This is a genomic window from Rhodococcus sp. SJ-2 (assembly GCF_053750035.1).
This window is the reverse complement of the sequence record NZ_CM132340.1, coordinates 1,979,031-1,997,267: the sequence shown is the minus strand read 5'-3', so window position 1 is coordinate 1,997,267 and position 18,237 is coordinate 1,979,031. Positions and strand designations below refer to the sequence as shown.

The 18,237-nt window shown below is 65.8% G+C and carries 18 protein-coding genes; 3 read left to right on the top strand and 15 right to left on the bottom strand.

What is annotated here, in order from left to right; translation table 11 throughout:
• Positions 1–3 precede the first annotated feature (3 nt).
• The gene (locus ACSYG9_RS09280; protein WP_440126890.1) at positions 4–1,110 is read right to left on the bottom strand and encodes a methyltransferase domain-containing protein; all 1,107 of its coding nucleotides are present in this window, start codon (positions 1,108–1,110) and stop codon (positions 4–6) included.
• Positions 1,111–1,227: 117 nt separating this feature from the next.
• Here ACSYG9_RS09280 and ACSYG9_RS09275 point away from each other — a divergent pair, with 117 nt between their 5' ends.
• A complete protein-coding gene (locus tag ACSYG9_RS09275; protein WP_454842191.1) occupies positions 1,228–2,493 on the top strand; it encodes an amidohydrolase in 1,266 nt (421 codons plus the stop codon).
• 5 nt (positions 2,494–2,498) lie between these two features.
• On the opposite strand, the gene ACSYG9_RS09270 is transcribed toward ACSYG9_RS09275, so the two are convergent.
• From ACSYG9_RS09270 to ACSYG9_RS09245, 6 genes are all read right to left on the bottom strand, one after another.
• Entirely contained in the window at positions 2,499–3,383 is an 885-nt protein-coding gene (locus ACSYG9_RS09270; protein WP_169689402.1) for a LysR family transcriptional regulator, read from the bottom strand.
• A gap of 5 nt (positions 3,384–3,388) precedes the next feature.
• Entirely contained in the window at positions 3,389–4,258 is an 870-nt protein-coding gene (locus ACSYG9_RS09265) for a LysR family transcriptional regulator (protein ID WP_454842190.1), read from the bottom strand.
• A gap of 84 nt (positions 4,259–4,342) precedes the next feature.
• Complete coding sequence (locus ACSYG9_RS09260; protein WP_054718091.1) at positions 4,343–5,104, bottom strand: crotonase/enoyl-CoA hydratase family protein; 762 nt, start codon at positions 5,102–5,104, stop codon at positions 4,343–4,345.
• Positions 5,105–5,120: 16 nt separating this feature from the next.
• Positions 5,121–6,179 (bottom strand): MBL fold metallo-hydrolase, encoded by a 1,059-nt coding sequence (locus ACSYG9_RS09255; RefSeq protein WP_454842189.1) that lies wholly within the window; start codon positions 6,177–6,179, stop codon positions 5,121–5,123.
• The gene (locus tag ACSYG9_RS09250; RefSeq protein ID WP_440126882.1) at positions 6,176–7,735 is read right to left on the bottom strand and encodes a long-chain-fatty-acid--CoA ligase; all 1,560 of its coding nucleotides are present in this window, start codon (positions 7,733–7,735) and stop codon (positions 6,176–6,178) included. The genes ACSYG9_RS09255 and ACSYG9_RS09250 overlap by 4 nt, the downstream gene beginning before the upstream one ends.
• 116 nt (positions 7,736–7,851) lie before the next feature.
• Positions 7,852–8,451, bottom strand: coding sequence for a TetR family transcriptional regulator (locus ACSYG9_RS09245; protein ID WP_440126881.1), 600 nt, complete (start codon positions 8,449–8,451; stop codon positions 7,852–7,854).
• Positions 8,452–8,590: 139 nt separating this feature from the next.
• On the opposite strand from ACSYG9_RS09245, the gene ACSYG9_RS09240 reads away from it, so the two are divergent.
• Positions 8,591–9,730, top strand: a complete 1,140-nt coding sequence (locus tag ACSYG9_RS09240) for an SRPBCC family protein (RefSeq protein ID WP_440126880.1) — start codon at positions 8,591–8,593, stop codon at positions 9,728–9,730.
• A 15-nt stretch (positions 9,731–9,745) separates the two neighbouring features.
• Positions 9,746–10,075, top strand: coding sequence for a hypothetical protein (locus tag ACSYG9_RS09235; RefSeq protein WP_454842187.1), 330 nt, complete (start codon positions 9,746–9,748; stop codon positions 10,073–10,075).
• 175 nt (positions 10,076–10,250) lie between these two features.
• Here the strand turns inward: ACSYG9_RS09235 and ACSYG9_RS09230 are convergent, their stop codons facing one another.
• From ACSYG9_RS09230 to ACSYG9_RS09195, 8 genes are all read right to left on the bottom strand, one after another.
• Positions 10,251–10,736 carry a DinB family protein gene (locus tag ACSYG9_RS09230; RefSeq protein ID WP_440126878.1) on the bottom strand — a complete coding sequence of 162 codons (486 nt, stop codon included), beginning with the start codon at positions 10,734–10,736 and terminating at the stop codon, positions 10,251–10,253.
• Between the two features lie 87 nt (positions 10,737–10,823).
• Entirely contained in the window at positions 10,824–10,952 is a 129-nt protein-coding gene (locus ACSYG9_RS09225; protein WP_440126877.1) for a hypothetical protein, read from the bottom strand.
• Between the two features lie 21 nt (positions 10,953–10,973).
• Positions 10,974–12,470 (bottom strand): TerD family protein, encoded by a 1,497-nt coding sequence (locus ACSYG9_RS09220; RefSeq protein ID WP_454842186.1) that lies wholly within the window; start codon positions 12,468–12,470, stop codon positions 10,974–10,976.
• Positions 12,471–12,481: 11 nt separating this feature from the next.
• Entirely contained in the window at positions 12,482–13,753 is a 1,272-nt protein-coding gene (locus tag ACSYG9_RS09215) for a TerD family protein (protein WP_454842185.1), read from the bottom strand.
• Between the two features lie 77 nt (positions 13,754–13,830).
• A complete protein-coding gene (locus ACSYG9_RS09210; protein WP_440127599.1) occupies positions 13,831–14,628 on the bottom strand; it encodes an HAD family hydrolase in 798 nt (265 codons plus the stop codon).
• Between the two features lie 38 nt (positions 14,629–14,666).
• Positions 14,667–15,773 (bottom strand): cysteine protease StiP family protein, encoded by a 1,107-nt coding sequence (locus tag ACSYG9_RS09205; protein WP_454842184.1) that lies wholly within the window; start codon positions 15,771–15,773, stop codon positions 14,667–14,669.
• The gene (locus tag ACSYG9_RS09200) at positions 15,770–17,080 is read right to left on the bottom strand and encodes a phosphoribosyltransferase family protein (RefSeq protein WP_454842183.1); all 1,311 of its coding nucleotides are present in this window, start codon (positions 17,078–17,080) and stop codon (positions 15,770–15,772) included. Before ACSYG9_RS09200 ends, ACSYG9_RS09205 begins: the two co-directional genes overlap by 4 nt.
• The gene (locus ACSYG9_RS09195; protein ID WP_454842922.1) at positions 17,077–18,234 is read right to left on the bottom strand and encodes an HpcH/HpaI aldolase/citrate lyase family protein; all 1,158 of its coding nucleotides are present in this window, start codon (positions 18,232–18,234) and stop codon (positions 17,077–17,079) included. The genes ACSYG9_RS09200 and ACSYG9_RS09195 overlap by 4 nt, the downstream gene beginning before the upstream one ends.
• Positions 18,235–18,237: the final 3 nt, after the last annotated feature.

The window sequence follows — 18,237 nt, the reverse complement described above, 5'->3', positions numbered from 1 at the left end:
CTTTCACCCGTCCGACAGCCGGTAGAAACGGAAGAAACCGAAATTCTCGATGGGAAGGACATCCATCCGGGCGAATCCGGCCTCGTGCGCATATCGCCGCAGCGTCGCGGGTCGCATGACCGTTCCTGTCCCCACGCTGGGCTGATGGTTCATACCGTCGGGAAGGCAGAACATCAGACTGTATCCGTACATGAGCCGCTCGACCTCGTCGCCGGGCGCCGTGAATTCGTCGGCTACGGCCTCGTCCATGACGATCACCACGCCACCGGGAGCCAGTGACCGGCGTGCCGCCGAGAGCACCTCGACGGGCTGCGGCATGTCGTGGATGCACTCGAATGCGAACACCGCCAGGAACGTCGACTCCGGCAGCCCGGCTGCGTCGGTCTCGGTAATCGTGATGCGCTGTGCTACTTCGGGTTCGGACGAGACATTCGACCGGGCCATTTCGACGGTCGCGGCGTCGATGTCGAAACCGTGAACCGAGGCGTCCGGGTAGGTGCGCGCGAGCGTGAGAGTGGACCATGCGCCACCGCACCCGATGTCTGCGATCGCGGCACCAGGGGTGCGCAGCAACTCGTCGAGATCGGGTACGGAGTGCAATGCGCCGGGCAGGGCCTGTTCGAACCACGGACGATTCACGTCGGCCTGGGACTCCCGGGCATCGCTGCCGTACTGCGCCCAGCCGACGCCGCTGCCCGTGCGATACGCCTCGAGCAACGCAGGCATCTGCATGGCACCGCCGGTGAGGATGCGCGGCAGCGGAGTCATGTACGACAGGCTTCGCTCGTCCGTGAGTACTTCCGCACCGGCCGCAGAGAGGGTGAACCGCGGAGGTTCGGCATCATCGACCGAGAGCAGGCCCGTGGCAGCCTGTTGCTCGAGCCATTCCCGCGCATACCGCGGATGCGTGCCGGTGCGGTCGGCAAGTTCGTCTGCCGTCGCAGGTCCGTCCGAGGCCAGACTGCGGTACCACCCGAGCCGGTCTCCGAGATAGATGGAGAACACGTCGATCGCGCCGAGCGTGGCATCGAGGATGCGCTGTGCGAAGTCGTCGACGGATTCGGTTCGGGCAACGGAAGCCGAGGGCTGTTCGGGTATCGATGTGGACATAGCGGTCATCTCCGTGCAGGAGGACGAGTGATTGTTTCCATCGTCGTCCGCGGGCAGGCCTGTGTCACCGGTCGTTCGCCGTCCAAATCATGTCCGGGAGGGCTACCGTGGTCAGGCATGATCTCGTCTTCACGTGCTGGAGCGGTCCTCGACGCACTACCGAGTGTGCGCAGTGGGCTGGAGGACTTCTACCGCGATCTGCACGCGCACCCGGAACTCTCACATCAGGAACACGCCACTGCGAACAAGGTCGCAGGCCGCCTCCGCGACACCGGATACGAGGTGCACGAGGGAATCGGTGGCACCGGAGTCGTCGGGATTCTGCGCAACGGGCACGGACCCGCCGTTCTGCTCCGCGCCGATATGGACGCCCTGCCTGTGGCAGAAGCGACCGGTCTCCCCTACGCCAGTACCGTCCGGACGGTCGACGGAGACGGAAATGATGTGCCGGTGATGCACGCGTGCGGGCACGATGTGCACGTCACGGCACTGCTCGGGGCGGCGGATCTGCTCCGGCAGGGCTCCCACCATTGGCAGGGCACCCTGGTGACGCTGTTCCAGCAGGCCGAGGAAACCGGCGACGGCGCCCGTGCCATGGTCGGCGACGGCCTCGCCGAACTGCTGCCGGGCGTCGACGTCGCGCTCGCTCAGCATGTCCTTCCGGCATCGGCCGGCGACGTCGGCACCAGATCCGGAGCGGTCCTGTCCGCCGCGGACAGCATGCGCATCACCGTGTACGGGCGGGGAGCACACGGTTCCATGCCGCAGGCCGCGGTCGATCCCGTGGTGCTCGCCGCGATGATCATCGTGCGCCTCCAGACCGTCGTATCGAGGGAGACCGCGCCCGGCGAGTCCGCAGTGCTCACCGTGGGCAGTGTCCATGCGGGCAGCAAGGGCAACGTGATCCCCGACAGTGCGGTGCTGCAACTCAACATGCGTACCTACGATGAGGGCACCCGCGAGACGATGCTACGCGCGATCCGCAGGATCGTGACTGCCGAATGTCAGGCCTCGGATTCGCCGAGAGAACCGGAATTCGAACTCTACGAACGTTTTCCGCTGACACGCAACGACGGTGAAGTGACCGCAAGGGTGGCGGTCGCGTTCGCGGAGCATTTCGGTGACCGGTACCGGGAACTGCCCCGGCAGACGGCCAGCGAGGATTTCGGCGACATCCCGAATGCGCTCGGCGTTCCCTACACCTACTGGGGTATCGGTGGCATCGACCCGTCGGCCTATCGGAACGCCGTGGAACGCGGCCGGGTCGCGCAGGACATCCCGGTCAATCATTCACCGGCGTTCGCACCGGTCGTGCAACCCACACTGGACACCGGGGTGGAAGCGCTCGTCGTCGCCGCCCTCGCGTGGCTCGCGGAACATTGATCGCTTCAGGTCCGGTTCGTTGCCGTTTTTGCCAGGTCGACGAACGCGCGTCCGGCCTTCGACAGCGCTGCGGGATCGAACACCAGGCCGAATGTACGGGTGAAGGTGGGTTCGCAGGGCCGCACGACCGCAATGTCACGGACAGACTCGGCGAGCGAACGCTCCACCAGCGACCCGCCGACACCCGCCAGCACCATCGGCAGACGCGCCTCGCGGTGATTGGCGAGTGCGGCGATGCGGGGCCGATGGCCTCCCTGGCGCATTTCGTGATCGAACTCGTCGCTCAACGTTCCGCCTCCGCGCGGCACGAACACCATCGGAATGGGGGGCATCGCCGAGAGCGTGACCGGACCGGGTGGCAGCTCGGTCCCCGGCGGATACACCATCCAGTACTCCTGTTCGCCCAGCTCGATGACGTCGAGTCCGAGCCTGCCTTCGAGCGGCAGATGCGCGACCACGAATTCGCAGTGCCCGTCGCGGATCAACGAAGCCGAGTCGCCCTCGGTGCGGAGATCACCGAAGCGCACCGTGGCCTTCGGGTGAGCACGCCTGAACTGGGCGACCAGATCGATGATCGGGCCGGTTGCGAGCGCCGGGAACACCATCAGGTCGAGACGACCCGTGACCTCGGCCGACGAGGAGGTCAGCAGCTCTTCGACCCCGGCCACGTCACGCAGGATCTGGCGGCTCGGCCCGATGAGGCTGTGTCCGGCAGCGGTGAGCACCATGCCGCGGCCGATGCGGTGGAACAACTGCACACTCAGCTCGCGTTCGAGGCTGCGCAGCGCCTGTGACACGGTCGGTTGCGCGACGCCGAGCGCGGCAGCCGCGCCGTTGATGCCGTCGTTCTCCACGACTGCGAGGAAGTATTCGATCTGGCGGAATTCCATGGTGTCTACGCTCCCGGTTTCGTGCCGGTTGCGGCAGAGATGAATGCTGCCGCTGCCGGTGACGGCTCCCCGGCTCGCAGAACGAGCCCGACGGGGCGGTGCAGCTGCGGGTCGAGGCGCAGGACGGTTGCGCCGGGGATCTGCTTCTCGGCGACCTGCCGGGGCACCACAGTCGCTCCGGTGCCGCGCATCACGAACTCCCAGATGGCGGTGGGGTGGGCACAATCGACAACGACATTGTCGGAGCCCAGCAGCTCGCCGGTCTTCGCGGCATCGGCGGGTGATCCCAGATCGATGACCAGGGGCACCTTGCGGACGATCTCGCGCGGGACGGGATCGGGAAGGCCGGCCGCGAGGTCGGGGTGCAGAGCGAGGACCATCTCCTGCTCGAGGAGTGGAACGGTGATCATGCCTGCGTGCTCGGCCGACAGATCGGTCACTCCGATCTCGGCCTCGCCGCGCCGGAGGGCGGAGTGCACACCGGCCGGTCCGTCGGAGTCGGAGATCGACACCATGATGCCGGGGTGGCGGCTTCGGAACCGTCGGACGAGTTCGACGACGGGATGGATCGAGAACGCGGAGTAGGTCACGATCTGGATCCGGCCTGCCTCGAGCTCGCGGACCGCAGCGACCTTGCTCTTCGCGCGTTCGACGTCGACGAGTATGCGGCGTGCCGCGATCTCGAGGGTGCGGCCGTCCTCGGTGAGGGTGAGACGCCTACCTGTCCGGTCGAACAGGGTGGTGCCGAGCCTTCGTTCGAAGGTGCGGATGGCCTGCGACAGTGATGGCTGTGAAATATACAGAGCCTGAGCTGCTTTCGTGATTCCGCCGTGGTCGATGACGGCCACGAAATAAGTCACGAGATGCAGGTCCACCCGTTCATGTTAGGCGGTCGGCGGATTGTGGTGCCCGGCGGTGCGCACGAACGCACCGCCGAACGCTGCATCGGGAAGCTCTTTCTATGCGCCTGTCCAGACCGGAGCGCGCTTCTCGGCAAATGCCTTGGCGCCTTCCTGGGCGTCGTTCGAGGCGAACACGGGGTCGATGAACTTGCGCTGCGCGACGAACGCGTCGGGGTCGGTGTACTTCGCCGACATCGCCACGACCTGCTTGGTTGCCTTCACGGCGAGCGGGCCGTTCGCAGCGACACGTGCAGCGAGTTCCTTCGCGACGGTCAGCGCTTCGCCGGGCTCGGTGACGCGGTTGACCAGGCCGTGCTGGAAGGCGACCTCGGCGGTGAGCGGGTCGCCCGTGATGGCCATCTCCATGGCCAGCGGGTACGGGAGGATCTTCGGCAGGCGCAGCAGGCCACCGGCCGCGGCGGCGAGGCCACGCTTGACCTCGGGGATGCCGAACTTCGCTTCGCGCGACGCAACGATGAGGTCGGCGGACAGCGCGAGTTCGCATCCGCCCGCGAGTGCCCAGCCTTCGACCGCGGCGATGAGCGGCTTGGTGGGCGGTGCCTCGGTGATGCCGCCGAAACCGCGACCGGGGATCGAGGGTCGCTCACCGCGTGAGAACGCCTTGAGATCCATACCGGCGCAGAACGTTCCACCGGCACCGGTGAGGATGCCGATGGTCAGGTCTGGGCGTGCCTCGAATTCGTCCATCGCGGCGGCGAGTGCCTCGGACACCTCGAGGGTGACGGCGTTCTTGGCCTCGGGGCGATTGAGAGTGAAGACGGCGATGCCGTCGGCGAACTCGGTGAGAACAACGCTCATGTCTGCTTTTCCTTCGTTACTGGTCGGCGACGGGTGTGGCGAGACTCCATCGAGAAGGAGTTCCTCCATCAGAGAGAATGACATTTCGTTCGGAAAGAACGATCAGGTGGGCCTGTGTCTCGCGGACGGCAAGCCGGAGCAGCCTCGGATCCATCGCATCGATCGGACGCGACCAGGTGATGTGCGTGGTGACCTCCCACGCCGTCGACTCCGGGCGTGCCTCGATCGCGGCGCGGATCTCCTCGAGACGATCGTCGTGGTGTCCCAGCAGTTCCCGGGCGCGCTCAGCAACACCGCGGAACCGGTATTCGTGTGCGGGCAGCACCTCGCAGTCCGGCAACGAGGTCGTCGCATGCAGCGACAACAGGTACCGATGCAACGGGGACTCGAGTTCGCCCGGACCGGACGAGATGTTCGGGCTGATGCGCGGCAGCATGTGGTCGCCACTGAACAGCAGGTCGTGGTCGCGGTCGACGAAGGCGAGGTGGCCCGGAGTGTGCCCGGGTGTCCACACCGCCTCGATGTTCCATCCGGGCAGGTCGAGGCGATCGCCACCCGACAACACGACATCGGCCGACTCACCCGCCTTGAACCGGACGAGGTCGAATCGGGGTGCCGCGACGACCTCCGGAGGAGCGCCGAGGTCGGTCAGGTCCACCCGCCAGGCTTCCACGTCGGCGGCCACATCGGTGGGAGTGAAGTGGCCCAGTGCTGCTGCCTCGGCGGTGTGCATCGCGATCGCAGCGCCCGTGGTCTCGCGTAGCCGAGGAGCGAGACCGAAGTGGTCGGGGTGCAAGTGTGTGATCGCCGCATACCGGACGTCGGAGATGTGGTGGCCGGTCGAGGCGATGCCGTCGACGAGAGCCTGCCAGGACTCCTCGGTGTCCATGCCGACGTCGATCAACGCGAGTCCGGTGTCGAGTGCGAGTGCGTAGATCAGGACGTAGCGCAATGCATTTCCCGGCATGGGGACGGGAATCGACCACAGCCCCGGCCGCACCTCCTCCACCGGTGGGAGGGTCTTTGCGGCCCACGCTTCGCGCTGGACGACACCGATGTCTTCGGTGATGATCATGATGTTGCCTCCACTCGGGTGCCGAGAGTGTCGCGCAGAGTGCGCTTGAGGATCTTGCCGCTCGCATTGCGCGGCAGTTCGGCGACGATATGAATCCGCTGCGGCTTCTTGTACGACGCGAGCCGACCCACCGTGAACGCGATGAGTTCGGCTTCCGAGGGTTGCTCGACGCCGTTCACCAAGCGCACTACCGCCGTGACCGCCTCACCCCAGCGCTCGTCGGGCAGGCCGACCACGGCGACCTCCGCGACAGCGGGATGCTCGGCGAGTACCGCTTCGACCTCGACGGGATACACGTTCTCCCCGCCGGTGATGATCATGTCCTTCACGCGGTCGGTAACGAACAGGTACCCGTCCTCGTCGATATGTCCGGCGTCCCCGGTGCGCAGGAATCCGTCGGAGGTGTACAGCGACGCGTTCTCGAGGTCGCGGCGCCAGTACCCCGAGACGTTGTTGCGCGACCGCGAGACGATCTCGCCGGTTTCGCCCTGCGGAAGTGCCACTCCGGTGACGATGTCGCGGATCTGCACCTCGGTGCCGGGAAGCGGCGTTCCTGCGGAGCGCAGCAGGTACGTGCGCGAGCCGTGAGGGTCGTGGTCTTCGGCGCGCAACGCGGTGAGTGCGCCCATCGTCTCGGTCATCCCGTAGCGCTGCACGAGGCGGCATCCGAGAGTGTCCATGGTGCGCGCGAGCATCGTCGGAGTGATCGGTGACGCCCCGTATGCGACCACCTTCAGGCTCGACAGATCGTAGTCGGCGAGGTCGGGCAGCTCGAGGAGCATGCCGATCGCGGAAGGCACGAGAAATGCGTGGGTGACGCCGTACTCGGCGATCGTCGCGGCCACCAGCGCGGGGCGCATCTCCCCGAGAAGGACGAGATGCAGACCCGCAGACAGGCACGTGCTGGTCCACCCGGAACCGGCAATGTGGAACAGGGGCAGGGCATTCAACGACACCGAATCGTCGTCGAACTCGTAGAGCTCGAAGTTCTCCGGCACGTTGTAGAGGTTGCGATGCACAGCGACAACGCCTTTGGGCTTGCCGGTGGTGCCGGAGGTGTAGAGCTGCAGGACCGCGGTCTCAGGGTCGTCGCCAAGGCCCGGGTCGGTGTCGTCACCGGATGCGACGAGCTCGTCCCAGCTGCGGGCTCCGTCGAGGGATGCCTCACCGACAACGATGATGCGCACATCCGGAAGCGCGGCGGCGACCGCGCGGGCGGCGTCGGCGAAGGCTGCCTCGACGACTAGCACACCGAGCTGAGCGTCCGCTGCGATCCACGCGATCTCGTCGGGGTTGAGGCGCCAGTTGATGGGGGTGAAGACGAGTCCGGCCTTCGCGCAACCGACGAATGTCGCCGCGCCGGGCAGACCCATGCGGAGCAGTGCACCGACCCGGCCGGGGGATGTCGCCAGCGTGGTCAGTGCTGTGGCCACCTTGTTGGTGTACGAGTCGAACTCCGCGTACGTGAGGGTTGTGCCTTCGGCCGTGACCGCAGGCGCCGACGGCTGGGAGACCGCCAGCTGCCGGATACGGTTGGGAAGGTGCAGTTCGCTCACGAGACACTCCTGGTCGACATCTGTCCGCACGGACTACCGGTCCGGGGATTCCCAGTCGATCACGATCGTGACGACGGCGACAAAGACCTGCGGCCGCATCAAGCGATAGGGCAATCCTATGTGCGTCGGTCGGTGCGCCCGGGTTCGCCGACGACCGACGTCACGAGGCTGTGCACAGCGTGGGCGAGTCGTTCGGTCTGTCCCGCGCGGATGTGCTGCAGGATCACATCGGGGTTCAGGGCGCCGAGGAGTAGGCGACCGAGGACGGTGGCGTCGACGTCGGGCCGTGCTTCTGCCAGCAGTGCGGCGATGTGTCGCGCCCAGAACACGTTGATCTCGTCTTCCTGGGCTTCGCTGGTGGAATTGTCGTACGCGATCATGAGCTCGACGTTGTCGACGATGAGCCGGAACATCGCATCGAAATAGGCCAGGAGCCGGTCGGGTGCGGGTGCTCCCGGGCCGAGGGGCGGCCCACCGTCGGTCACGGCGTCACGCAGGACCAGGGCGCGCTCGCGCACGAGTTCTCGCATCAAGCCCGCACGGCTTCCGAAGCGGTGGAAGATCGTGCCTTTGCCGACGCCGGCCGCTGCCGCGATCTGGTCGATCGACACGTGTTCGGAGCCGTGGGCGGCGAGGAGCGCGTCCGTGGCGTCGAGGATCGCGCGACGATTGCGTGCCGCGTCGCTCCGCTCCTTCTTCGGCTGTGGATCCGGCATCGTGAAGCCTTCCGTTGACAACTGGACCGTTGGTCCATATCGTCGGCTGCACGTCGAATTGGACCGGCAGTCATGTTATCGGGTTCGGTCCGAGACACTGCATTGCACAAGCGTCACCGGTCGGAAGGACCTGGAGAACATGTCGCACTTTCCGAAACCAGAAGAAGGAAGCTGGACCGAGCACTACGGAATCGGTACCGCGCCGATGTCGTACGAGGATTCGATCAGCCCCGAACACTACGAGCTCGAGCGCGAGGCCATCTTCGAGCGCTCGTGGCTCAATGTCGGTCGTATCAACCAACTCCGGAATGACGAACGCCGCTACACGCAGGACATCGTGATCGCTGAGGTCACCGTGCTGATCATCGAAGACACCGACGGGACGATAGCCGCCTTGCGATTCCCGATCGGTGAAGACCCTTCCGTCGCCGACCTCACTCCTGTCCAGGTCGACGTGTGGGAAGGATTCATCTTCGTCAACCTCGACAACTCGAACACGAACCCGCTACGCGAGAGTCTGGGCAAGTTCGCGGCCGGCCTCGAAGGGTTCCCGTTCGGTGAATTCACCCAACGGTTCACATACCGGTCGGATGTGGGGAGCAACTGGAAGCTCTACATCGACGCGTTCGCCGAGTTCTACCACGCTCCGGTGCTCCACTCGAAGCAGTACGTGACGGAGGAAGCGCAAAAGCTCCAGGGCTACGGGTTCGAAGCCCTGCACTACGACGTGGACGGCCCGCACGGAATGGTGTCGTCGTGGGGCGGAATGGCCCCGCCCAAAGACCCTTCGATGGTCAAGCCCATCGAACGCATCCTGCGCAGTGGGAATTTCGGGCCGTGGGACAAGCCCGACATTCCCGGTCTCGCCGACCTGCCCGCCGGTCTCAATCCCGCGCGGCACCCGTCGTGGGGTCTCGATTCGTACGTGTTCTTCCCGAACTTCATGCTCGTCATGTGGGAGCCGGGCTGGTTCCTGACCTACCACTACTGGCCGACCGCGTACAACCGTCACACCTTCGAGGGCACCATGTATATGGCGCCTCCTCGATGCGCCACCGATCGGTTGCGGCAGGAGATCGCTGCAGTGACGTTCAAGGAGTTCGCACTGCAGGATTCCAACACGCTCGAAGCGACCCAGAAGATGCTCGAAACCCGCGTGGTGTCGGAATTCCCACTGTGCGATCAGGAGATTCTGCTGCGTCATCTGCATTCGTCGGCGCAGAAGATCGTCGACGAGTATCGCGCGACGCACACCCCTGCAACGGCCTCGGCCGGATAGGAAGTCAAAGCCGCCATGACACAGTTGCTTCCCGAGGGATTCTCCGACCTAGAGCCGTGGGCCGACTGGGCACTACCGACCGAGGCGCAGCGCTACGGCCGTCGTCTCGAGAGCACGATGCCCGAACTGCAGGCGTTCTACGACGCGGCAATCCCCCGGCTCGCCGATGCCGCAGCGTATCTCGACTCCTTCGACCTCGATGACCTGCCCGAGGACGCCACCCGGCTCCTGCACTTGTGCTACTCGCTGATCAACATCTCGTTCCCCGTCGAGGCATGGCATCAACCCCGAGTGCCCGATACGGGGGCTGCAAGCATGGATGCGGTGCTAGAGCCGGTGCCGTGACCCGGCTGGTGTGAGCGACAGCAGAAACGGAGAAGCGGACGGATACAACACTTACGAAGTGCAGTATCCGTCCGTTTCTCGTGTTGTTGTGAGGGAAGGCAATCGACTCAGCTGATCTCGAGCTCACCCATACGTGCCCACTCGACACCCGGGATCTCCATGGGCAACTGTGTGTTCAGTGATCGTCGGCTGCCACGATGTCGCGAGTGATTTCGAGTTGCCCGAGATGTTGGGACAACTCCCGCACCATATGCAGCAGCATCCACGTGGCGCTGGCTGTTCGGACGGTGTCGCTGCGGGTGGTGCCGGTGGCAGTCCGGCTGCGCACTCCCTCGGTCACGGCGATCGCAGCCCGCTGGGGAAAGTCTTCGCGGACGCGGGCGAGTTCGGCACACAACTGCTGTGGATCGCCCTGCGCGCGGAACTCGCTGTCACGATCACGGGGGATGTGTAGACCGGCGATCAGCGAGCCGCCCCAGTAGTCGGCCATGCCGACGCAGTGTGCACCGATCGCATACGGACTGTTGGCACCTGGCAAGTCAGGGACGCGATTGGCCTGCACGGTGGTCATGCCGGCGAGGATCGCCTGTATGGCGGCCAAGGACTCGTCCGCGATGGATACGACCGCCTGGTACGTCTCGTCGTCGTTTCGATTCGTCATGGCAGGCAGGGTAGAAGACGGGCCGGCGGAATTCTCGTGGATCCTGGAGGTCCTCCGGGTCGAAGAGTCTCGGACACCGGGGGTGCGTCAGACGTGGGCCGCCTCGTGCTCAGGGAATCGGACGCCCTTACGTTCCAGTTCAGCGGCGATATCGTCGCGGGTGAGCACAGGTCCGACCGTCGCGTGCGACCCCAGCAGCAGTACCGAGGTGTGCACGATGGTCTCGTCCCCTTCGCGCTACGCCGTGCCGAGGGTTGCGACCACGCGTCGCAACAGGACCGCGTCGGCGGGAATCACATCGGGAGTGAAAGTCCAGTCGCTTCCGGTCCACGGATCCGCAAAATGCCCATCGTCACTCGACGGCAGGTGCTGGGATTGCTCGAGCAGGATCCGGTATGCGGGATCATCGACCACGGAGTCGGATGCGCCGGCGATCACGATCGAGATGTGCTGCGCACCGGACAGTTGGGTGAGGCGGATGATCTGCATGAGGTCGTCGCTGCTGTATCCGTGAGGCATGCCTGCCAATACGAGAACGCGCGGTTCCAAGTGTGCCGCAGCAGGATCGGTGGACATCGACAGGGCTGTCAGCTCGGCGCTGTCGGCCAGACCCTTCAGTTTGGGCGCGACACCCCCGATGCCGAGGACGGGCGGTCCCGCGAGCACCGGGGCGGTCAGCTCCCTGAGTTCGACGAGCGCACCCGCAGGGTCGACGACGTCGATACGCGTGCCGGGCTGCGCGGCGAGCAGACGCAGGGCGAGAGCAGTGACGATCTGCTGTGAGGCCGCATCATCGCCGTCGATCCACAGCGGCCGGCGCATGGGCAACGGCACGCACAGCGGCACCCGGAGTGTTCCACGTTCGGGTGCAGACAGCTCGCCCACCCGGATTCCGTCACTGGTCGTGCGCAGCGTATTCCAGGCCGGGGACGTCCACGATGCCAGCGACGCGTGAAGCGTGACGTCGATTGCGCGGAGTTCGTCGGTGAGACTCGAAGTGTCCTCACGGTGCCGCTTCTCCGCGGCAGCGTTCAGTTCCTCACACCGTCGGTGGGCCAGTGCGCGTGCTGTTTCCGCTGCCGCACCGGTGCGGGTCGCGGGATCGGCGACGGCGGCAGAGAGTTCGTCGTCGAGGCGGTGCTGCGCATATTCGTGGGCCGCTATGTAGGCCGCTGCGGATCGTGCGGCATCCTCGAAGATCTTCCACAACCACTCGAACGACGGTGTCGCATCGCTCGTGGCGGGTGCAGACGGCTGCAGCTGCACTGGCGGCGGCGGATCGTCATCGACCTCGACTCCGTGCGCGGTGAACATCTCGCCCAGGCCACCTGCATAGCCCTGACCGAGCGCTCGCATCTTCCAGTTCCCATTGTGCGGGTAGAGCTCCCAGCACAGCAGCGCGGTTTCGGCACCGGACGTCTCGACTTCGAACGAGACGAGCGGCGTGCCGGAAAGGTCGGCCAGCGACGTGGAGACACGTTGCGCCGAATCCGTACCTGCCGCGCACAGCACGCGAGTGCCTGCGCGCAGAGCGTCCAACTCGACGACGATCATGTCGCCGTCGAGCCGGACGCCCTGTGTCCGCGGCTGGTTGTAGAACACGACGTCGTCCGACGACGCGACCTGCAGGCGGTCGTCGACCACGAACGCACACAGGTCGACCGGGACGGTGGCCGAGACGGTGAAGCGGACGGCCCGGGCCGTCAACGGAGCGTTCTGCCCCGGAGAGAACACTCCGTTCACGGTTACGACGCCAGGAAGCGACCGAGCTGCGGCGCCGCCTCGCCCGGGTGCTTGGCCTGGATGCCCTCGCCGATGGCCTGCAGTTTCCATTCGCTGCCGTGGCGGTAGACCTTCGCCATGACCATGCCGGTGAACGGCATGCCGCCCTGCAGGGTGTAGCGGGCGAGTTCGTCGTTGGTGGTGCCGTCGACGAGGCGGCAGAATGCGTTCTGGACCTGTTCGAAAGTGTGGCCCTTGTACGAGGTGACGATGAACATCACCGTGTTGATGTGCGGGGGCACGCGTGTGAGGTCGACGAGGACCACCTCGTCGTCGCCTGCGCCCTCGCCCGTGAGGTTGTCGCCCTGGTGCTGGATCGAGCCGTCTTTCGCGGTGAGCTGCCCGTAGTAGGCGACGTCGACGATGTTGTGATCGGCGAACATCACCGCGGACGCATCGAGGTCGATGTTGGCCGATCGGCTGCCGAACAGGCCGCTCTTCTTGACGGGGTCCCAGCCGAGGCCCATCCGCAGGAACGTGAGTGCGACACCGCCATCCTTGCGGAGCGTGACCTTCTGCCCCTTGACCAGGCTCACCGGACGACTCTTCGTCAGGCTCACCTCGGGCGGCCCGGCAGGCGCGGGGGGTGCCTGGTCGACCTGCTGCTGAGGTGGCGCGAACTGCTGCTGTGGGGGCGGGTTGTAGGCAGGCGGCGGGGGTGCAACGGGTGGTGCAGGCGGCGGGGGCGCCACGGGTGGCGCAGGCGGCGACGCAGGGGGAGTTGCCGGCGCATCGTCCACGGAAACACCATGATCGGTCACCAGCGCGGCGAACCCACCGGCGTAACCCTGGCCGACCGCCCGGACTTTCCATGCACCCTGGCGGCGATACAGCTCGAGCGCGATCACGATGGATTCACTGCTCAAGCCCTCGATCCGGTATTCGTAGAGCACAGTGCCGTTCGCGTCGGACACTCGCGCGGTGGGAGGCGCGAAGCGCCCGAAGCTGCTCGACGCGTCGTCGAGGGTGATCACTGCGCGTACCTGCTCGATATCGGCCGGAACTGCACCGAGCGACACCGCGAGCGACGCGGCCTGTCCGGGCGCACCGGGCACGAGGTTGACGCCGGGGCCTGTGGGCTGGTTGAAGAAGACGAAGTCGGCGTCGGATCGGACTTTGCCGTCGGCCTTGACCAGCAGTGCAGACAGGTCTGCCGGTGTCGTCAGTTCCAGGGAAACGACGACGTCGTTTGCGCTGAGGGGGCCGTTCTGGCCTTTGGCGAGCGGGCTGGACAAATCGAAGTCCTCACTGTGTCGGCGGGTGGACGGTTGAGCATAGGGCGGGGTCGGCGGTGATGACACCGCCACCAACTCTACGAAGCGACGGGTACTGCTGTTGACCGGGTGAACCAGGTGAGGATTTCTTCACCGGCCGTGATGCCCGTGCTCTCCGTGACGGTGAGCGTCGGATGCTGCCAGTTCATGGACTCGAGCTCTCCATGCCGGGGGCGTATCGCCGAGTCGGCGGACGCGAGCATCTCGGCATCGAGTGCACCGTCGCCTGCCGCGAACACCTGCGCGCCGGAGGCGAGCAGTCCCGCATCCGTCAGCCGTCGGTGCACCTCCGCGACCGCGCGGCTCTTGCACACGGGGTCGGGCATCGAGTAGATCTTGCGTCCCTGCTGTGAGGCATTCCAGCCGTGGCCTGCACACCACGCGCTCCAGTCGCTCATGAAGCCCCGGGGCTGGGCGGCGACATCGACGACGAGATAACAGAACAGGTCCTCGGCGATCCGGAGCTTCGAGACCCACTCGTCGGATATGCGTCGCCTGAGCTCTGTGACGACCTCGTCGAGGCTCGCGGAGGATGCGCGCACCGTGTCGTCGATGCCTCGCCGCCAGCTCACATCGGCGTCGCCGTCGACGAGGATCGCTCCCCCGTTGCTCGTGATGGCGTACGGCCAGGGACCGCCGGGGAGATCGATGCGGCGGAACTGTTCGGGGGTGCGCGTGGTGGTGGGCACCACCGGCAGAGTCGCGGCGAGTTCCCGGAGCCCCAGCGCCGCTTTCTCGGTCACATACGACAGCGGAGCACCCTCGTAGTATTCGACGCACACGAGCCCGCCTGCGGCGAAACGGTCTTCGCCCATCGCGCCGCGCGAGTAGATCATCGTGCGATCGAGATCGGTCGCGATGAGCGCGGTGGCGGTCACGGGAGATCCTTGATCAGGCCCATGCACGAATAGGCGAGGTCGGGGACTTCCACCACGGGCACGTCCCGAGCCGAAGCGAGCATCCGGATGTGGGCGTGTTCGTCGGCGTGGATGTCGCGCACGAGCACCTTCCACGGCACGCGACGCAGGAGCACACGCGTGGTTTCACCGACACCGGGTTTGACGAAGTTCACACTGGAGATGCCGAACTGGATGCGGACCTTCTCGACCGATTCCCAACCGGCCCAGGTGGGTTCGCGGTCGGACTCCGAGACCTTCCTGGCCTGCGCAACGGCTGCGCCGCGATCGCCGAATTCGGCCGCCACGGTGTCGAGGAGGACACCGGAGACGTCGTCTCGTGCGAGTTCGGCATAGAACTTGGCGCCGTGGAATTCGCCCGGTGCGATGAAATCGTCGTTGAGCACGGTGCGTGAGACGAGGCCGGACACGGTCGAGTTCAGGCACGCCGACGCGATGAGGAAGTCGTCGCGTGTGCCGAATGTGCGCACGCAATGTCCCGGGTCGGCGAGGACTGCGAGATCACTCGACAGGGCCGGACCACCGGAGGCGCTGTACTCGGCGAGCGCTGCCGCGAGCTCCCGTGCGATGGCGCCCTTGCCGGTCCAGCCGTCGACGAACACTACGGATTTCGGATCGTGATGCTCGGTGATGTAATCGAGTGCTGCCCTGTCGATTCCGCGTCCGCGCACGATAGAGACGGCATAGTGCGGAAGATCGAGGTCGTGATGCTGCTGTGCCCAGCGGCGGATCAGAATTCCGATCGGGGTGCCTGCCCGGGCCAGCGACACAAGGGTGAGATCGGTGCCGCGTTCGGTGAGCAGCAACTCGGTGACGGTGCCGACGGCCTGCGCAAGACGGGGCGCGGTAGTGGCGAGGGCCTTGTCGAACAGTTCACGGTAGGCGGCGTCGGGTTGATACTCGATGGGGAGGGACTCGGCGTAGTGGGCGAGTCCCGCCTGGATTCTGGCCTCCCGCTCGGTGATGCCGCCCTCGAGATCGACGTGGGACAGGTCTTTGAGGAGCCAGCTCACCTCGTCGGCGGCGTACGACCCGAAATCGGGTCCGGTCAACGGTGTGGTCACTTGTTGTCCTCCCTGACACGACCTTCCCTGGATCGGCGCAACTTCACCGGATCCGTGGACGGCACCACGGCGACGAGTACGTCTTCGCCCGCTGCCGTCAATACATCGAGTATCCCGCCTGGGCCACACAGGCGTTCGGTGTGGGCCGGGCCGTCGATCACCAGGATCAGTTCGGAACGCGCGTCAGCGTCGGCCCACTGCGCGTTGTACAGGTAGCGTGGTGATTCCGGTTCGAGGTCGACGTCGATGTATTCCGGTGCGGCGAAGGTGAATCCTCGCCGGAGTGGATACCCGGGAACATCGAGTACGTATGCAGGAGACCGAGTGGTGGTCTGAAACCGTGTCGGTGTTCCACGTGAGGTGAGTGCATCCGCAAGCCGCAACGGCAGATACATCAATTCCTCGTGACCGATCACGATCGCCGGACGGGTGGTGTCGCGCGCATCCGACAGCGCGTCGGTGGCGTCGGTGATGGCGATGTCGAACTCCGGGACGTCGGCACGCAATACACCGTGCCGGCCGCCATCGGGGACGTGATCGGGCCACGGCAATGTCACGAATCGACTGGCTCCCCGTTGTGGCGCAATGGGGTTCAAGTCCGGATCTGGGAGTGCCGTCACACGTGCGGTTAAACCGTCGGGTACTTCGGTGTGTCCGCAGGCGAGGCTCACGTGATCGATGCGAGCGCCGAGTTCCTCGGCGGCGGCAGCGATGCGCAGGCGGTGTTCGTCCGAGCGCATATCGACCAGGGATGCGACGACGTAGCGCGACCGCGGTTGCTGCCGGTGCAGGGCCCGGACTGCATCGAGTGCGGTGGCGCCGGTGGAGATTTCGTCGTCGACGAGTACCAGCGGTGCAGTGTTCGCGAACAATTCTGCCGAGGTGGGCTGCAGCAGGTGCGACGTGGCGTGCGAGTGGCCTTCTTCGAATCCTGCGAACACGTCGGCACCGGGAACGTGGCGGCGCGTGGAGTGCAGGTAGCACGCCGCCGCCAGTCTGTCGGCGACGCAATGGCCCAATCCGGTTGCGGTTTCGGCGAATCCCAGTACGACCGCATCGGAGGCCTCTGGGCCGAGCGCGTCGGCGACGAGCTCTCCGAGCCTGTTGCCTGCGGCCAGCACCACTGCGGGATCGGTGGGCAGGTGTTTGCCGAGCACCGTCGAAACCAGCAGGTGTGCGCGGCGCGGGTTTCGGCGCAGGCCCGGCTCGACCAGTTCGGGGACGGTGTATCCCGTCGACGTCAGGTCATGATGCAACGCGAGACCGAATGTCTCTGTTGCCCAGCTGGGACGAAGTGTGTCGGTCATCGGACCACCAGTGCGGTCAGCAGGTCCACGAACGAGACTCCTTTGTTGGTGACCCCGAACACCGATGCGCGTACAAGGGTCTGCTGTGCCCAAGTTCGGTGCGGCCGTCGTTCGTTCATCTTGTTGCCGTACCCGGACGCTCGGACACCGCCGGTGTCGGCTTCGAGAATGTCGATGGCATCGTGGTATTCCTCGTGCGTCACAGCGGACAATGCGTGTACTGCCGCGACATGCGACGGATGGATCACGGTCTTGCCCTGGATGCCGTTGGCCCGGTCGAGCGCGATCTCCCTCAGCAGCCCGTCCAGGTCGCGGCTGACGAGCTGTTGCCGGAAGAGCACGGCGTCCTGCTCCTCGAACGGAGTGGCCCGGAGCATCGGCCGGAACATCCGCTCGTGGTCGGCGAAGTACTCCCAGACCGGGCCGGTGATGACGAATCCGGTGCCGTCGGTGCGGCCGAGGTAGTTGACGATGGTGGCAATCACATCGACGACGACGCGCACGTCGTAGATGGTCAGGTCGCGGTCGCGCCGAATTCCGAACGTCGCACACATGTCGGTCGCCCCGACACGCACGGCCAGCACCTGGTGCCGGAATTCGGCGAGCAACTGCGAGATGCCGCGCAACTCGTCGTCGCGGGTCTCTCGGTGCACCACCGAGGTGGATTCGATGACCGGCATTGCGTACAGATGCTTGCGGAGCAGGCCGGATGCGCGCACCACTGCTTCGAGGAACTCGCGGCCGCCGCCGGAATCGAACTTGGGCAGCACGAACCCGGTGAGCACTCGCACACCGCCGCCGAGGATGTCCGCGATGCGGTCGATGCTGTCGGCCGTGCGGACGCGGATGAACAGAAGCATCGGGTCGTCACCCTGTGCGGCGAGCTCGTCGAGAGTGGCGACCGCGTTGCGCAGTCCCTGCTCCACCTCATGATCGGCGACGGCATCCTCGAGATCGAGGACCATCGACGTGACGCCCTCGCTCGCCCGGCGCAGGATCGTTGCGGTGAGGTCGCTGCGGGTCGCGGGCACGTACAGCGTGGCACCGAGGGCGACCGCGAGGCGTTCGCGGTCGTCACCGTCGCCGAACGACTGCGGCGCACGAAAGAACAACCTCTCGAGCGTGGTTCGATCCAGGTGGTGAAAATGGCGCATCGT